The 15,922-nt window shown below is 70.8% G+C and carries 10 protein-coding genes, 3 pseudogenes and 1 riboswitch; of the genes and pseudogenes, 5 read left to right on the top strand and 8 right to left on the bottom strand.

The features are described 5' to 3' along the window. Positions 1 to 648, bottom strand: coding sequence for an ECF transporter S component (locus L2X99_RS16335; protein WP_236125834.1), 648 nt, complete (start codon positions 646 to 648; stop codon positions 1 to 3). Further along, a riboswitch (TPP riboswitch) is annotated at positions 639 to 750 on the bottom strand. Its footprint overlaps the gene before it by 10 nt. Positions 751 to 812: 62 nt before the next feature. Between L2X99_RS16335 and L2X99_RS16330 the strand changes: the two genes are divergently transcribed. Continuing rightward, entirely contained in the window at positions 813 to 3,029 is a 2,217-nt protein-coding gene (locus tag L2X99_RS16330; protein WP_236125835.1) for a D-alanyl-D-alanine carboxypeptidase family protein, read from the top strand. A gap of 167 nt (positions 3,030 to 3,196) precedes the next feature. Here L2X99_RS16330 and L2X99_RS16325 read toward each other — a convergent pair whose 3' ends face one another. Beyond that, the gene (locus tag L2X99_RS16325; protein ID WP_442923462.1) at positions 3,197 to 5,458 is read right to left on the bottom strand and encodes an ABC transporter ATP-binding protein; all 2,262 of its coding nucleotides are present in this window, start codon (positions 5,456 to 5,458) and stop codon (positions 3,197 to 3,199) included. Continuing rightward, positions 5,455 to 7,179, bottom strand: a pseudogene (locus tag L2X99_RS16320) (ABC transporter ATP-binding protein). Before L2X99_RS16320 ends, L2X99_RS16325 begins: the two are co-directional and overlap by 4 nt. A gap of 210 nt (positions 7,180 to 7,389) precedes the next feature. Here L2X99_RS16320 and L2X99_RS16315 point away from each other — a divergent pair. After that, entirely contained in the window at positions 7,390 to 8,190 is an 801-nt protein-coding gene (locus L2X99_RS16315) for a glycosyltransferase (protein ID WP_236125836.1), read from the top strand. After that, a complete protein-coding gene (locus L2X99_RS16310) occupies positions 8,178 to 8,540 on the top strand; it encodes a glycosyltransferase (RefSeq protein ID WP_236135403.1) in 363 nt (120 codons plus the stop codon). The genes L2X99_RS16315 and L2X99_RS16310 overlap by 13 nt, the downstream gene beginning before the upstream one ends. Before the next feature lie 368 nt (positions 8,541 to 8,908). On the opposite strand, the gene L2X99_RS16305 is transcribed toward L2X99_RS16310, so the two are convergent. Continuing rightward, the gene (locus L2X99_RS16305) at positions 8,909 to 9,067 is read right to left on the bottom strand and encodes a hypothetical protein (protein ID WP_236125838.1); all 159 of its coding nucleotides are present in this window, start codon (positions 9,065 to 9,067) and stop codon (positions 8,909 to 8,911) included. Between L2X99_RS16305 and L2X99_RS18725 the strand changes: the two are divergent. Beyond that, positions 9,002 to 9,436: pseudogene (locus tag L2X99_RS18725) on the top strand (glycosyltransferase family A protein); the annotation flags it as partial. The gene L2X99_RS16305 and the pseudogene L2X99_RS18725 sit on opposite strands and share 66 nt — an antisense overlap. Before the next feature lie 435 nt (positions 9,437 to 9,871). Here L2X99_RS18725 and L2X99_RS16300 read toward each other — a convergent pair. Together L2X99_RS16300 and L2X99_RS16295 are read right to left on the bottom strand one after the other, a co-directional pair. Beyond that, the gene (locus L2X99_RS16300) at positions 9,872 to 10,822 is read right to left on the bottom strand and encodes an alpha/beta fold hydrolase (RefSeq protein WP_236125839.1); all 951 of its coding nucleotides are present in this window, start codon (positions 10,820 to 10,822) and stop codon (positions 9,872 to 9,874) included. Between the two features lie 660 nt (positions 10,823 to 11,482). Beyond that, positions 11,483 to 12,546, bottom strand: a pseudogene (locus tag L2X99_RS16295) (enoyl-CoA hydratase/isomerase family protein). Positions 12,547 to 12,665: 119 nt separating this feature from the next. Between L2X99_RS16295 and L2X99_RS16290 the strand changes: the two are divergent. Further along, complete coding sequence (locus L2X99_RS16290; protein ID WP_236125840.1) at positions 12,666 to 15,305, top strand: ATP-binding cassette domain-containing protein; 2,640 nt, start codon at positions 12,666 to 12,668, stop codon at positions 15,303 to 15,305. Positions 15,306 to 15,456: 151 nt separating this feature from the next. On the opposite strand, the gene L2X99_RS16285 is transcribed toward L2X99_RS16290, so the two are convergent. Together L2X99_RS16285 and L2X99_RS16280 are read right to left on the bottom strand one after the other, a co-directional pair. Then, on the bottom strand, positions 15,457 to 15,675 hold the full coding sequence (locus L2X99_RS16285) for a hypothetical protein (protein WP_236125841.1): 219 nt from the start codon (positions 15,673 to 15,675) through the stop codon (positions 15,457 to 15,459). Continuing rightward, positions 15,675 to 15,905: a hypothetical protein gene (locus tag L2X99_RS16280; protein WP_236135402.1), complete on the bottom strand. Its 231-nt coding sequence runs from the start codon at positions 15,903 to 15,905 to the stop codon at positions 15,675 to 15,677. The genes L2X99_RS16285 and L2X99_RS16280 overlap by 1 nt, the downstream gene beginning before the upstream one ends. Between the last annotated feature and the right edge of the window lie 17 nt (positions 15,906 to 15,922).

Below are 15,922 nucleotides of genomic sequence, written 5' to 3'. Positions count from 1 at the left end.
TCAGACCTCGCGGCGCGCTTCTCGGCCCGCCGCGAACCTGCTGAGCGCTCCGGTCGACGCGAGAGCCCGTACCAGGAACCAGCCCACCGCGCCGGCCAGCAGCGCACCCGAGACGATCAGTGCACCGAGGTAGATCGCGTTGAACTCGAAGGACTTCAGGATGTTCGGCGAGCTGCCGTAGAAAAGCTCGAAGACCCAGGCGGCCGCCGCCGCGCCGACGCCGGCGAGGGCGGCGACGCCGATGCCGAACCGGCGATAGGCGAACAGAGCGAAGATCAGTTCGGCACCCAGGCCCTGCACGATGCCGGAGAACACCGTGGAGACGCCCCAGACGTTGCCGATCAGCATCGAGATGATCGCGGCGACGACCTCGACGACCAGGGCGGCGCCGGGCTTGCGGATGACGAGTCCGCCGATCACCCCGCCGATCAGCCAGATGCCGACGGCGATCCCGCCGAGGCCGGGCGTCAGCGCGTCGGCGGCACCGAACCAGGCGCCCCCGACGATGTTCCAGGCCCAGAACAGCAGCCCGACGGCGACGCCGAGCACGGCGGCGACGACGATGTCGACGACCCGCCAGCGCAGGTTGCGCGACGGAGCGGTCTTCTCGGCGGCCTTCGCGTCCGACACGGATGTGGATGCACTCATAGGAACTCCTCCCTGCGCCGGCATGATCCGGATCAGGTTCGACGGTCGAAGCGCGGGTCGCTTCCTCTCAGCCCGGCACGCCGGACTCCCGTGGTTGTGCCTCGATCATAGTCAATCCCTGATCGGAAGGGGCGAGTCTCAGACTCATTGGGTAGCGTAGGCGGGTGACCATCGACGAGCCCACTTCGCCGCCGCGCACGCGTCGCGAGGCGCGCGCGCAGTCCGGCTCCCATCGAAGCGTCGATCCGACGGGCGTGAACGCGTTCTTCCAGGGCTCGAGCGGTGCCCGGCCGGGGCCGGCCCAGAGGGATGCCACGGACGCTCCTGCCGGTGGCACCGGCGAGCAGCTCGAGCCGGTGGACGACCAGGACGCGCACGAAGAGCCGACGACGAGCACCGCGATGCTGCGCACGCTGTTCGGCGAGTCCGAGGCCGGCGAGGAGTCCGACGAGCCCGGGACAGGCGAAGTGGACGCGTTCACCCGTGCCATGTTCGGCACGACCGCGCCGCGAACCGCCGCACCGGCGGAGCCTGTGAACGCCGGTTCGCCAGCATCAGACGCCGGCCAACCGGGCGCGGACCGCGCCGGCGTGGCCGACACGACCACGACCGCCGGTCTCGCGGCCCTGCTGGGCGGCACACCCGCGGCCGTCGCCGCGGAGCCGTCCGCCGCAGAGACCTTCGACGCCGAACCCCTCGATCCCGACGACGACGCCACGCGCGTGGCATCCGTCGTCTCGGGGATCCCCGGATGGCAGGACGAGACGGCACCGGACACCGCGTTCCTCGACGTCGAGGACTCCTCCGCACCAGCGGCCGAGCAGGACGGACTGCCCGCCACCATGGCGTTCTTCGCCGCCGCCGACGCCGCCGCGGCAGCCACCGCCGCAGCTGCAGCGGAGGAGGCACCCGCCGCCGCCGACGCCGCCGCGCCGGCCGAGCCCACCGCGCCCGGGGCCGGCCCCGGCCTCGGCCTGGACCTGGGCGACGATCCCGATGAATCCGATGGCCCGGCTGTGGCGTGGGCCGACGAGTCCCGGCCGGCGACCGCCCTGACCTGGATCGACACGGACTCGGTGCGCACCCGGACCGGCCCCGCCACACTCGCCGCGCGGACATCGCCCGACGACGAGTCCGATCTGCTGCGCGGACTGCGCAGGACTCCGGGCTGGCTGCGCCCCCGCGTGCTCATCCCGTGCGGCGTCGTCCTCGCCCTGGTCGGCGCCTACTCCGCCACGACTCTGCTGGCGCCGCTCGACAACGTGGCACCGGCGATCGACGCGGTGTCCGTGACGATCGAGCCCGCCCCAGGCGCCGCCGTCAGCTGGTCCGCGAAGGGCACTTCGGCCGTGGACGTGCAGGGATTCGCCACGGCCGCATCGAGCGGTGCGAAGAGGCCGATCGCAAGCATCTCGAAGGTCGTCTCGGTGATGATGGTGCTCCAGGAGATGCCGCTGAAGCCCGGAGAGCAGGGGCCCTCTTTCGCCTTCGACTACGGCGACCAGCGCGAGTACTGGCAGTACGTGCGTTCGGATCAGTCCGCCCTCGATGTGCCCGCGGGCGGCTCGCTCACCGAGTACCAGATGCTCGAGGGCGTGCTGCTCGGCTCCGCCAACAACTACATCGACCGCCTGGCGGACGAGATCTGGGGCTCGAAGGACGCCTTCGCCTCGGCCGCGCAACAGTGGCTGTCCGATCAGGGGCTGGACGACACCACGATCATCTCGCCGTCAGGGCGCGACGAGCGCAACGTCGCGACCACCGCCGATCTGCTCGACCTCGGCGAGATCGCGATGCGCAACCCCGTGTTCGCCGAGATCGTCGGCAAGAAGTCGGCGGACATCCCCGGCCCCGGCGTCGTGAAGAACACGAACAAGATGCTCACCGAGGACCCGGGGGTCGTCGGCATCAAGACCGGCACGCTCGACGGAGACTGGAACCTGCTCACCGCGAAGGACGTCAAGGTCGGAGACACGACCGTGCGACTGTCGGCCGTTGCGCTCGGCCAGGACAGCGACAAGGAGCGCATCGCGGTGAACCGCGCGCTGTACGCCGGCGTCGAGAAGACTCTGGCCGAGCAGTCGCCCACCGTGCCCAAGGGGACGGTGGTGGGCACCATCGACACCGTCTGGGGCGAGCGCAGCGACGTGGTCACCGATGCCGACGCCCAGGTCGTGATGTGGAACGGCTCGACCGCGCAGGCCGCGTCGACCCTCGATCTGGGCGACGCGCGGAATGCCGGTGCCGCCGTCGGGTCGCTCACCGTGACCGGGGCGATCGACACCGCGAAGACGGATGTCTCGCTGAAGAGCACGGTCGACGCCCCGTCCGCGTGGTGGCGCCTGACGCATCCGCTGGATCTGTTCGGGCTGAACGGCTGACGCCGCGAACGGCGATGGCCCTGAGCGGCTGATGACCCTGAGCGGCTGATGACCCTGAGCGGCTGATGCCCCCTGAGCGGCTGATCCGTCGGACGACGGACGTCCGCACTGCACACACGGAAGAGCGCCCGCCCCCGCAAGGGGACGGGCGCTCTCGCCGTCTGGGCTCAGGCCCGGTCGTCGGCGTCGGCTGCCGGGTGGGCCTCGCCCTCGGCGACCTCCGACACGAACTCGGTCACCGGCAGCACCGGCGCGGCCGCCGCGCCGGGAACCGGGACCTCGTCCGCCTCGCCGCTGACGATCACCGGCGTGCTGCCGGTGAGCGCCTCTTCGGCGTCGATGTCGGACGCGGCCTGCTCGAACTGCGACTGGTACAGCCGCCAGTAAGCGCCCTGGGCCGCGATCAGCTCGTCGTGGTTGCCCTTCTCGACGATGTCGCCGTGCTCCATGACCAGGATGAGGTCCGCGTCGCGGATCGTGGACAGCCGGTGCGCGATCACGAACGAGGTGCGTCCCTGTCGCAGCGCCGCCATCGCGTGCTGCAGCAGCAGCTCGGTGCGGGTGTCGACCGCCGATGTCGCCTCGTCGAGGATGAGGATCGACGGCTGCGACACGAACGCACGCGCGATCGTGATCAACTGTCGCTCACCGGCCGACACATTGGACGCATCCTCGTCGAGCACGGTCTCGTAGCCCTCGGGGAGGGCGTGCACGAACCTGTCGACGTAGGTCGCCCTGGCTGCGTCGAGCACCTCCTCGTCGGTGGCGGATGCCTGGCCGTAGCGGATGTTCTCCAGGATGCTGCCGGCGAACAGCCACGGATCCTGCAGCACCATTCCGGTGCGCGACCGCAGGTCTTCGCGGGTCATCTCCGCGATGTCCTGGCCGTCGAGCAGGATGCGTCCGCCGCTGAGCTCGTAGAAGCGCATGATGAGGTTCACGAGCGTGGTCTTGCCCGCACCGGTCGGACCGACGATCGCGACCGTCTGTCCCGGTTCCACCCGGAACGACAGGTCGGTGATCAGCGGTCGATCCGGCGTGTAGGAGAAGGCGACGTGCTCGAACTCGATGACGCCCTTGCCGTCCTTCACGGTCGGCGCGTTCTCGGCATCCGGCTCCTGCTCGTCGGCGTCGAGGAACTCGAACACCCGCTCCGCCGACGCGGTGCCGGACTGCACGACCGCGGCCATGCCGCCCAGCTCGCTGAGTGGCTGGGTGAACTGCTGCGAGTACTGGATGAACGCCTGCACGTCGCCGAGTCGCAGACTGCCGTTGGCCACCATCAGGCCGCCCAGCACGGCGATGCCGACATAGGTGAGGCTGCCGATGAACTGCATCGCCGGCATGATCACTCCCGACAGGAACTGCGCCTTGAAGCTGGCCTGGAAGAGTTCTTCGTTCTCTTCCTGGAAGCTCTCCAGTGCGTCCTTCTCGCGACCGAACACCTTCACCAGGGCGTGGCCCGAGAACGCCTCCTCGACGCGAGCGTTGAGCCGGCCGACCTTGCGCCACTGGATGCCGAAGGCCTTCTGCGAGCGGGGGCCGATGACGCCGAAGATGACGCCCATCAGCGGCAGCGCCACGAGGGCGACAAGCGCCAGCTGCCATGAGATCGAGAACATCATCACCAGCACGCCGACCACGGTGAGCACCGAGGTGAGCGCACCCGACAGCGACTGCTGCATGGTCTGGGTGATGTTGTCGATGTCGTTGGTGACGCGCGAGATCAGCTCACCGCGCTGCACCTTGTCGAAGTACGACAGCGGCAGGCGGTTGATCTTCGCCTCGACGTCCTCGCGCAGACGCCACATCGTGCGCACCATGATGACGTTGATCACGTAGCCCTGGATCCAGCTCAGGAAAGCGGATGCCACGTAGATCGCCAGCACGGCCACGATGATGTACCGCAGCCGATCGAAGTCGACGCCGGCGCCGACGGTGAAGGTGTCCATCGCGGCGACCATGTCGGCGAAGGTGCCCTGGTCGGCGGCGCGCAGCGCCTCGACCACCTGGTCCTGCGGCATGCCCTGCGGGAAGCCGTTGTCGCCGAGCGTCTTCGAGATGAAGCCCTCGTAGACGACGTTGGTCGCCTCGCCCAGCACCTTCGGCGCGATCACGGCGAGCACGACGCCGATGGCTCCGAAGAACGACACCAGCACGAACCACAGCGCGGACGGCTTCAGCAGTCCGATCATGCGCTTGAAGCTGGGGCCGAAGTGGTCGGCCTTGCCGGGGGCCGGGCCGTCGAACATGCCACCGCCGGCCTGGCGCGCCTTCTCGGCCTGCTCCTCCTCGGCCTTCTGCGCCTCGGTCAGCGGAGTCTCCGGCTCGGCCACGGCGGCTCCACCCTTGGCGGCACGGGCGGCGAGGGCGCGCTCACGCCGGGTCTGCTTCTCCGGCTGGGTCCCTGAGCTCGTCGAAGGGCTCATGCGTCCACCCCCAGCTGCGACTCGACGATCTCACGATAGGTCTCGTTCGACGCGAGCAGCTCATCGTGCGTGCCGACGCCGACCATCGTGCCACCGTCCAGCACCACGATCCGGTCCGCGTCGGTGATCGTGGACACGCGCTGCGCGACCACGACCTTGGTCACATCGGGCAGCTCTCTCCAGAGGGCCTGCCGCAGCCTCGCATCCGTCGTGAGGTCGAGGGCCGAGAAGAGTCGTCGAAGACGAGGATGCGCGGCTGGTGCACGATCGCGCGCGCGATCGCGAGGCGCTGCCGCTGCCCGCCCGAGACGTTGGTGCCGCCCTGTGCGATGTGCGACTCGAGGCCGTCGGGCATCTCGGACACGAAGTCCTTGGCCTGGGCGATCTGGAGCGCCGTCCACAGGTCGTCATCCGTCGCGTCCTCACGTCCGAAACGCAGGTTCGACGCGATCGTGCCGGTGAACAGGAACGGACGCTGTGGCACCAGGCCGATGCCCTTCCACAGCTCGTCGACGTCGGCCTCGCGCACGTCGACGCCGCCGACCTGCACGGAACCGCCGGTGACGTCGAACAGACGCGGGATGAGCGACACCAGCGTGGTCTTGCCGGCGCCGGTCGATCCGACGATCGCGACGGTCTCACCCGGCTCGGCACGGAAGTCGATGCCGGTCAGCACCGGGGCATCCGCTCCGGGTAGGTGAACTCGACGTCGTCGAAGACGACCTGCCCGGGGCGGCGAACTCGGTCACGCCCTTCTCGGGACGGGTCATGCTCGACTCGGCGTCGAGCACCTCGCCGACGCGGTCGGCCGAGACGGCGGCGCGCGGGATCATCATCGCCATGAAGCTGGACATGATGACGCCGCCCATGATCTGGCCGACGTACTGCATGAACGCGAACAGCGTGCCGATCTCGACGTTGCCGGCGTTGACCTCGACGCCGCCGAACCAGATCACGCCGACCACGGTCACGTTCAGGATGAGCATGAACAGCGGGAACAGCAGCACGAACAGCGAGCCGACGTTGCGGCCGACCGTCATGATGTCGGTGTTGGCGGCGCGGAAGCGCTCCGCCTCGATCGGCTCGCGCACGAACGCGCGCACGACGCGGACGCCGGTGAGCTGTTCGCGCATGACGCGGTTGATCGTGTCGAGCCGGCCCTGATAGGTGCGGAACAGCGGCACCATGCGGCCGATGATCAGCACCGCGACCACCAGCAGCACCGGCACGGCGACGGCGATCAGCCAGCTGAGGCCGACGTCCTGCCGGACGGCCATGATGACGCCGCCGATCGCCAGCAGCGGGGCGGTGACGAACATGGTCGCGCCCATCATCGCCAGCATCTGCACCTGCTGCACGTCATTCGTGTTGCGGGTGATCAGCGAACCGGCGCCGAACTGCGACACCTCGCGCTCGGAGAAGCCGCTGACGCGGGCGAACACGTCGGCGCGGATGTCGCGGCCGAGGGCCATGGCTGCGCGGGCGGCGAAGAACGTCGCGACGATCGCGCACAGGATCTGCCCGAGCGAGACCAGGAGCATGAACGCACCGTGCGTCCAGATGTAGCCGGTGTCGGCCTTCGCGACGCCGTAGTTGATGATGTCGGCGTTCAGAGTGGGCAGGTAGAGAGTGGCCATCGCGCTCGCGAACTGGAAGACCAGCACGCCCAGCAGAAGCCACTTGTACTTCTTGAGATATCGGAAGAGGAGCTTTCCCAGCACGGGCGGAATCCTTAAGGTGTTCGGGGTCGATCGAGAATCGGCCACATGAAAGCGTGCCACGGGCCTCCGACAATCGGTAGGCGGGCACCGGAACCTTCGCTGACAGCGAAACGAATGCCGGGTGACGGGCGCTTTCTGGACGGGATCGAAGAATCACCCCGAGCTGCCCCTTCTAGACTTTCGGAGACGATCCACCGCCGAAGGGATGCCATGCGAGACGACGCCGTGCTGCTGGTCTGCGACTACTCGCTGCGCTACCTCGGCGGGGCGCAGACCGCGTTCCTCCGGCAGGCCGAGGCACTCGCCTCGGAGGGCGTGCGGGTGATCGTGCTGGCGCCGGACGCCGATCAGGTGGCGGAGGTTCCCGGCATCACCCTGGTCGCGCCGCCGCGGCGGGGCACGATCCCGGTGCTCGACCTGCCGCTGCTCGGACGCGCGCACGATCTCGAGCCGCTCGTCGCGGCGACCGTCCGCCGGCACGGCGTGGGCGCGATCGTCGTGCACTCCGAGTTCGCCCTCGCCGCCGCGTCGCTCGCGGTGGGCCGCGACCTCGGCATCCCGGTGCTGCACACGGTGCATACGTTCTTCTGGACCGCGCCCGCCGCGCTCGCCCCGTTCGCGCCGGTGGTCGGACGCGTGCACCGCTCGCTGACCGGCATCCGCGACGGCGGCCGCGCGACGGGCGGCCACGCCATGAACAACGCGCTGCGCACCATGACCCTGCGCATCGCGGAGCGCGCCGATGTGGTGCTCTCGCCGTCTCGGCACCAGGCCGAGGCGCTGCGCGCGGCCGGGGCGGGGCGCGTGGAGGCGTTCTCGAACGTCGCCCAGCCGCTGGCCGAGGCTCCGGCGGTGGCCGCCGGTCCGCTGCGGCTGCTCTGGGTCGCGCGCTTCGCGCCCGAGAAGCGCGTCGAGGTCGCACTCGACGCGATGCGGCAGGTGGCGTCCGACCTCGGCGACCGGGTGCAGCTCGACGTCGCGGGGGCACCGCCCGGCCGGTGCCCGGCGTGACCTTCCACGGCTCGGTGCCGGGCGAGCGCGTCGCAGAGCTGATGGACTCCGCCGACGCCGTGCTGATCACCTCGCTCGGCTTCGACAACCAGCCGATGGTGGCGCTCGAGGCGTTCTCGCACGAGCGCCCGGTGATCGTCAGCGACCCGGTGCTGGCGGGCGAGTTCGGTGAGGCGGCGCTGCTCACCCCGACGCCGGATGCCGGGGGGCTGGCCGCTCTGATGCGGGAACTCGCCGCGGACCGCGGCATCCTCTCCCCGCATCGCGCGGCCGCGCTCGCCTACGCGCACGACCGGCAGCCCGCCGCGCACGTCGCGCGGCTGCAGCAGATCATCGCCTCGGTGCGCTGATCGGGGCAGGCGCGTCGAGAGGTGCGCTCCTGATGCAGGGAGCTTTTCGCGGGTCGGCGCAACCCTGCACCGGCGATTTCCTCCCTGCATTCCTGACGCGGCCGGGACACCCGGATCACCACCCCGTGCAAGGAGCTTTTCGCGGGTCCCCGCGACCCTGCACCGGCGATTTCCTCCCTGCATTCGTGACGCGGCCGGACACCCGGGTCACCACCCCGTGCAAGGAGCTTTTCGCGGGTCCTCGCGACGACTCGCCGACAATATCCTCCTCGCACACGAACGAATGCCGGGCGACGCGGCGGCCGAGCGCGCCCGGATCGACCGCAGATGCCCGGGGAGCGCGCCTTCGCCGGCGCGCGCGCCCTGCGTCATAGGCTGAGCGCGCCATGAGCCCAGACTCGCCGATCGTGCTGAGCGTCATCGTCCCGTCCTACGACGACGCCGTCCTGCTGCGGGGATGCCTGCGCGCGCTCGTCCAGCAGACCCGGCAGCCCGATGAGGTGATCGTGGTCGACAACGGATCGCACGACGACACCGCTGCCGTCGCAAGGGAGTTCGGCGCGACCCTCGTCGTGGAGCCGCATCGCGGAGTGCTGCGCGCCACGGCGGCGGGCTTCGATGCGGCATCCGGGGCGATCCTCGGCAGGCTCGATGCGGACTCACGGCCGGGTCCGGACTGGGCGGCACGCGTCGTCCAGCGCTTCGACGCCGACCCGACGCTCGGCGGGCTGACCGGCACCGGCGAGTTCTACGGCCGCGGACCGGTGTGGCGGCTGATCGGACGGCACGTCTACCTGGGCGGCTATTTCCTGTCGATGCGGCTGGTGCTCGGGCGGCTGCCTCTGTTCGGCTCGAACTTCGCGCTCCGGCACGACGTGTGGCGTGAGCTGCGACCCCGCCTGCATCTGGACGACCCCCGCGCGCACGACGACCTCGACATCACCGCCGTGCTCTCCCCGAGACCGGCGTCGACTTCGACCGTTCGCTGCGCGTGCAGGTGTCGGCGCGCCCGTTCGACGACTTCGCCGGGTTCCGTCGTCGTGCCTCGTGGGCGTTCCACATTCTGGGGGTCAATCTTCGGGAGGTGGGCTGGGGCCATCGGATCGTCGCATGCGCACGAGGGCGGCGGATGCGACGGCGCGCGCTTTCCGGCCGTTGAGCGAGCGAGGAACGGATGCCCCACCCGGTCGTTGAGCGAGCGAGGAACGAGCGAGACGAAACGTCGTGACGTGTCCGGCGGACGATGCGTCCGTCACTTCGGCACTTCGTCTCGCTGCGCTCGCTCACTACGGTGCTCGGTCGACGGCGCTACGTCGCCTGCGCACCCACGCTCAACGACCGGAACGGAACAGGTCCAGCATCGCCACCGTGAGCTGGTGCGGAGCGGTCTCGCAGGGGCTGTGCCCGGTCGGCAGCACCAGCAGCCGGGCGTCGATCCGGGCCGCGAAGGCCCGGTGCGCGGCATCCGGCCACACGTCTCGCGCGCCCGCGGCGACCAGGATCGGAACGCCCGACGTCCGCAACCGTTCGTCCAGATCGGGAGTGCGCTTCATGAGGGCGAGGATGTCGCCGACGCTGCGGCGACGGGTCAGCGCGAAGCGCGCGGTGACGAACGCGGCGCGGTCTTCCGGCGCGCGGTGCACGTTGTGCCGCAGCGCCGCGATGAAGACGGGTCCCAGAGCACGACCGGGAACCGCCCAGCTGACCCGGCCCAGCACCTTGAACCCCCGCAGCGCCTGCCCGGCGACTGGCGGAGCCGACAGCAGCGTGAGGGTCGCGAACGGCTCCGGCCGCTCTGCCAGGGCGGCGGATGCCACGGTGCCGGCGAACGAGTATCCGAGGACGTGCGCCGGCGTGTCCGCCTGCTCCAGCACGGCGATGAGGTCGGCCACGAACAGCTCGAGCGAGTAGCGCTGCTGCGGTGGCTGGAGTCGCTCGGGCCCGGCGCGGAACGACTCGTACTGCCCGGCCAGATCGTACGACTCCGCGCGATACCCGGATGCCGCGAGCAGCGGCATCATCAGCGCGAAGTCCTCCTTCGAACCGGTCATCCCGGGCACGAGCAGCACCCGCTCGCCGTCGGGAGGCCCCATCGCGACGTGCGCGAGCGGTCCGCTGGGAGCCTCGATGGTGCCGCGCTCCGCCTCAGCAGGCCAGGCCGCCCAGTCCCGCGGGCCGATCGCGGCGTCCTGCCGCTGCGCATCGGCCATCCGGTGCTCGAAGCCGTCGCCCCACGCCGACGGCCCCTCCGCCGCTGCGGGCGAACCCGGCATCCCGGTCATGCGCTCAGGTTAGCGGCCGCCACGGTGCATCCCGCTCGTCCTCGCCATGCAAGGAGCTTTTCGCCGGCGACAGACCCGACCCACCGGCGTTCTCCTCCTCGCACACGGCACGCAGCGCCGCATCCAGCACGCACGCCGGCACGCACGCACGCGCGCACGCAAGGAGCTTTTCGCCGCCGACAGAACCGACCCACCGGCGTTCTCCTCCTCGCACACGGCACGCAGCGCCGCATCCAGCACGCCGCATCCGGCACGCCGGCACGCACGCACGCACGCAAGGAGCTTTTCGCCGCCGACAGAACCGACCCACCGGCGTTCTCCTCCTCGCACACGGCACGCAGCGCCACATCCAGCACGCCGCATCCAGCACGCCGCATCCGGCACGCACGCACGCCGGCACGCACGCACGCGCGCACGCAGGGAGCTTTTCGCCGGCGACACACGCGGCCCACCGGCGTTCTCCTCCTCGCACACGGCACGCAGCGCGGCACCCAGCAGCGCCGCATCCGGCAGCGCGGCATCCCGCAGCGCGGCATCCAGCACGCGGCATCCGCCCTCCGGTCGCCGTGCGTCCGGCGATGGGAGCATTTCGCCGTTCCGCACACCGCGGAAGCTGCGGAAGGCTCCTTTCGCGAGTTCGCGGCACAGCTACCGGCGCGCCTACGCGAACAGCGGCACGTCCGGCACGTACTCGCGCGCCGGACGACCGGCATCCGCCGGCAGCTCCGCGATGGTCGCCGGTTTCCAACGCGGGTTCCGGTCCTTGTCGACCAGCTGCGCGCGGATGCCCTCGACGAGATCGGGGTGGTGATGCACGAACCACAGCACGCGTCGGTACTCACCCTCCAGCGCCTCACGCACTGAGCTCATCCCGCGCGCCTCGCGCACGGCGTCGAGCGTCACCGCGAGGCCGGTCGGGGCCATTCCCGAGAGCACGGATGCCGCACCCGCGGCATCCTCGTTCCCGCAGCCCTGCAGCCGCTGCACGATCTCGCCCACCGTCGCCGCGGAGAACGCGTCATCCACCCAGTCCCGGATGCCGGGCAGCTCCGACGGCTCGGGCGTCTCGTCGAACAGCATCACCAGCTCGCTGGGGCTGCCCGGGTCGGCGCGATAGGCGAGCGCGTCGCGCAGCGCGTCGAGCCGGTCCGAGGGCACGTAATAGTCCGCGAACCCGTTGTAGATCGCGTCGGCCGCATCCATGTGCGCGCCGGTCAGGCCGAAGTACTCCCCAGCCGGCCGGGCGCGCGGCCGAGCAGCCAGGTGCCACCGACATCCGGTGTGAATCCGATGCGCGTCTCAGGCATCGCGAGTCGCGATCGCTCGGTGACCACGCGAATCGCGGCATGACCGGCCAGGCCGATGCCGCCGCCCATCGTGATGCCGTCCGCGAAGGCGACGATCGGCTTCGGATACTCGGCGATGGCGGCGTTCATCTCGTACTCGGCGCGGAAGAACTCGCCCGCGTGCTCGGCGTCACCGCCGACGATCGCGTCGTAGAGCGTGCGCACGTCGCCACCGGCGCAGAGACCGCGCTCGCCCGCACCGTCGATCAGAACGGTCTGGATGTCGCTGTCGTCGCGCCACGCGTTCAGCGCGGCCAGCACCTGCCGCACCATCCCGAGATCGAGCGCATTGATCGCCTCCGGCCTGTTCAGGGTGATCCGCCCGAGGGAGTATTCGGTGCGGACGAGGACACGGGATGCTTCGGGCGACGCTGTCACGACTGTCAGCGTACTCCGCCGCCGGTGGCGTCCGAGGCCGGCCCGGCGGCCGGAAATGTGGGCCGGAACCGGCTTTTCCGACAGAATGGAGGGGTAGCCGTAAGCAGAGGGGTCGCGCTATGCCCGAAGGACAAGTGCTCGAGTTCACGCACGTGACGAAACGATTCGGCGACGTCACGGCGCTCTCCGACTTCTCCGCCCGTATCGAGCCGGGAGCCGTCACGGGTCTGCTCGGCCCGAACGGCGCCGGCAAGACCACGTCGCTGCGCATCCTGCTGGGTCAGGTGCGCGCCACGTCGGGCACCGCCACGATCGGCGGCGTGCCCATCTTCGACATGCGCCAGCCGCTGCGCACGATCGGCAGCGTCCTCGAGGAGACCGTGTACCGCCCCCGTCGCAGCGCGGCCCGGCAATTGCAGCTCGCGGCCAAGGCCAACGGCATCCCTGCCGTACGGGTGGACGAGGTGCTCGACCTCGTCGGTCTGCACGGCGACGCCGACACCCGCATCGGCACCTTCTCGCTCGGTATGCGCCAGCGCCTGAGCCTGGCCACCGCTCTGCTCGGCGACCCGGGAGTACTCGTGCTCGACGAGCCCGCGAACGGGCTCGATCCCGAGGGCATCCGCTGGATGCGCCTGCTCATGCGCCGGCTGGCCGACGAGGGACGCACCGTGCTGGTGTCGTCGCACGTGCTCAGCGAGGTCGAGCAGGTCGCCGACGACGTCGTGGTGCTCTCGAAGGGCCAGGCCGTGTACACGGGCGGCATCGACGCGCTCTCCGACCCGACGACGGGCGCCGTGATCGTCGACGCCGAGGACCGCGCACCCCTCACCGCCGCCCTCGCCGCCGCGGGGCTCGAGTTCGACGTGCTCCGCTCCGGCGTGACCGTGCGCGGATCGGATGCCGCCGCGATCGGTGCGATCGCCGCATCCGCCGGCGTCGCCCTCACCGTGCTGCAGCAGCGCGGCCCGAGCCTGGAGGAGGTCTTCCTCGACCTCGTCTACGGCCGCCGTACCGAGCCTGCGCTGCTCGCCGGGAGCACAGGTGCGGATGCCGCATCCGCCGGGTCCGGGGCTGCCGAAGCGATCGCCGTCGAGGCGGGGGCCGGAGCGGATCCGGACGTGTCGGAGGGCGCCGAATCGCAGACGGACGATTTCGACACGGCCATCGCCGCTGCACCGGCCTTCGGTGTCCCCGGCGAGACGGCAGTCGCCGCCGGCGGGGCGGCGGCGGCCGTCGTCGCTGCGTCCGAGGACACGAGCACCGGGGCGGAGGGCGGCTCCGCTGACACCGCGGACGATGAGACCGCACGAGGCGAGGCTGACGATGCCGCCGTCGTCGCAGATGTCGCGCCGGACGAGGACGCCGTCGCCGCGGACGTCGGCCCGGATGCCCCACAGGGTGAGACCGCCGAGGCCGACGACTCCGCAGACGGCGCCGCGGAAGCAGGACACGACCTGAGCACGGCCGTTGCGGGACCCGACGCGGAAGCAGGACGCGACGAGACCGCCGCGGCTGACGACTTCGCGGACGCCGGACGGGACCTGAGCACGACCGCCGACGCCGAATCATCCGACGACATCGCGCACGATGCGAACGCGGACGAGCGCGCCGTGTCCGAGCACGACGCCGAGGGCCAGCAGGATGGGCCCGCTTCCGACGGTGGGCCCGAGCAGCACGACGCCGAGGGCGAGCACACCGAAGAGCCGGCCGCGATCGACGAAGACGTCGCCGCCGAGCCCGATTCCGCCCCGGCCGCAGGCAGCGAGCAGGACTCCGGGAGCCAGCAGGACTCGCGCGCCGCGGAGAGCTCTGTCGGCGCGCATGACGCCGGCAGCGCGCATGACGCCAACAGCGAGCCTGGGGGCACCTCTGGCACGCTGGGCGGCGAGGACGCCGCGCGCGGCGCGGCCGAAGAGCACGACGCCGACGGCGAGCACCCCACGAGCGACAACCAGGACGACGCGCACGACCAGCAGGCGCTCGCGCAGGACGACGCGGCAGGCTCCGCGCACGGAGTCACCGAGCACCCCGCACACGACGTCGCCGAAGAGCACGACGACCACGGCGAGCATCCCACGCACGACAACCAGGACGATGCGCACGCCGCAGAAGACGCCGCGGACTCGGCGCGCGATGCCGACGCCCCGGCATCCGACATCGGGAGCGACGGGGAAGCGACCGCCGATCGCGAGCAGGGCGCCGCAGCGGAGGTCGACGCCGAACCGGCATCCGCCCCGGCTGACGCCACCGGCTCAAGCTCCGAGGACGCACAGGACGGCGACTCGACGTGGGACGCCGCATCGGAGGAAGCCGACGGGCCCGATGCTCCCAGCCGCGCGCCGATCTCGCATGTGCCGCTGCCGTTCGCGACCTCTGCGATCTCGCTTCCCGGTGAGACCGTCGAGCCGACCTTCACCGAGCTGATCACCGGTCTGCCCACGACGGGTGCGGTCGAGGCGGATCACGACGAGGACGACGACGCGGTCGACGACGTGCCCGTCGAGACGCATCCGGTGTTCGCACCGCTGTTGAGCCGCGCCATCGATGATGCTCCCGAGGGCGGACCCGCGGATGCCGAGGGCGACGACACCGAGGACCCGCGTCTGTCGTCCATGCGCGACTCCCTGGCCGCGGCCCGCCGCGCGTACTTCGAGGACCCGGCTCCGGCCTGGCCCTACGGCAAGGCTCCCGACGCCGACGCCGACGCGGAGTCCGCGGAGTCCGGATCCGATCCGGAGTCCGACGAGAAGCACTGACCCTTCGCGCCTCTCGCCCCACCTGCGGGGTCAGATTCTGCGGCATCCCTCGCCACGGACGCGACATCCTCCGACCCCTCGTCGGCGCGAAGAGCGAATCGCGGCGCGAAGAGAGAATCGCGGCGCGGCGAGATCAGGCGAACGCAAGTCGTCAGGCAGGGCGCGGTCGGATGACGGGGCGCTTGCTGCCCTTCGGCACCCGTACGGGAGCGGTCGAGGCGATCTCGACGACGTCGGCCTGCTCCTCGCTGACCTCCAGGCGCAGCGCCTGCGTGAGCGCGGGCCCGTGCTTGGTCGTGAGGATCAGCCGCTGGAACTGCTCATCACCCTCGAGATCGATGACGACGCCAGGGCGATGCCGGCGGATCATCACGAAGTCGGTCGTCGCCGCACCCTTCCAGGTGCCCGCCGCGAGGATGCCGGGGATGTGCGTGCCGGGCCCGGGGACCCCCGCAGCCAGGTCCAGACGTCCTCCGTCAGCTGCACACGCGTGATCGTCGAGCGCTCGATGCGCAGGTTCTCCCGGTGGAACGTCACCGCGCGCTCGATCGGTGACAGCACGATCTCGAGCTGAGACTGATCGAGGAGCAACGTCACCATGACGTACAGTCTGCCAG

It is taken from the genome of Microbacterium sp. KUDC0406 (genome assembly GCF_021582875.1).
In the GTDB taxonomy this organism is placed as follows: Bacteria; Actinomycetota; Actinomycetes; order Actinomycetales; family Microbacteriaceae; genus Microbacterium.
Note: the sequence above shows the minus strand (reverse complement) of the source record. Positions and strands in the feature narration are given on the sequence as shown.

Excerpts from the sequence above, each read along its gene's own strand:
- L2X99_RS16300 (WP_236125839.1), bottom strand. The coding sequence starts at position 10,822 with ATGACCGGGATGCCGGGTTCGCCCGCAGCGGCGGAGGGGCCGTCGGCG.
- L2X99_RS16335 (WP_236125834.1), bottom strand. The coding sequence starts at position 648 with ATGAGTGCATCCACATCCGTGTCGGACGCGAAGGCCGCCGAGAAGACC.
- L2X99_RS16290 (WP_236125840.1), top strand. The coding sequence starts at position 12,666 with ATGCCCGAAGGACAAGTGCTCGAGTTCACGCACGTGACGAAACGATTC.
- L2X99_RS16285 (WP_236125841.1), bottom strand. The coding sequence starts at position 15,675 with ATGATCCGCCGGCATCGCCCTGGCGTCGTCATCGATCTCGAGGGTGAT.
- L2X99_RS16315 (WP_236125836.1), top strand. The coding sequence starts at position 7,390 with ATGCGAGACGACGCCGTGCTGCTGGTCTGCGACTACTCGCTGCGCTAC.
- L2X99_RS16325 (WP_442923462.1), bottom strand. The coding sequence starts at position 5,458 with ATGAGCCCTTCGACGAGCTCAGGGACCCAGCCGGAGAAGCAGACCCGG.
- L2X99_RS16280 (WP_236135402.1), bottom strand. The coding sequence starts at position 15,905 with ATGGTGACGTTGCTCCTCGATCAGTCTCAGCTCGAGATCGTGCTGTCA.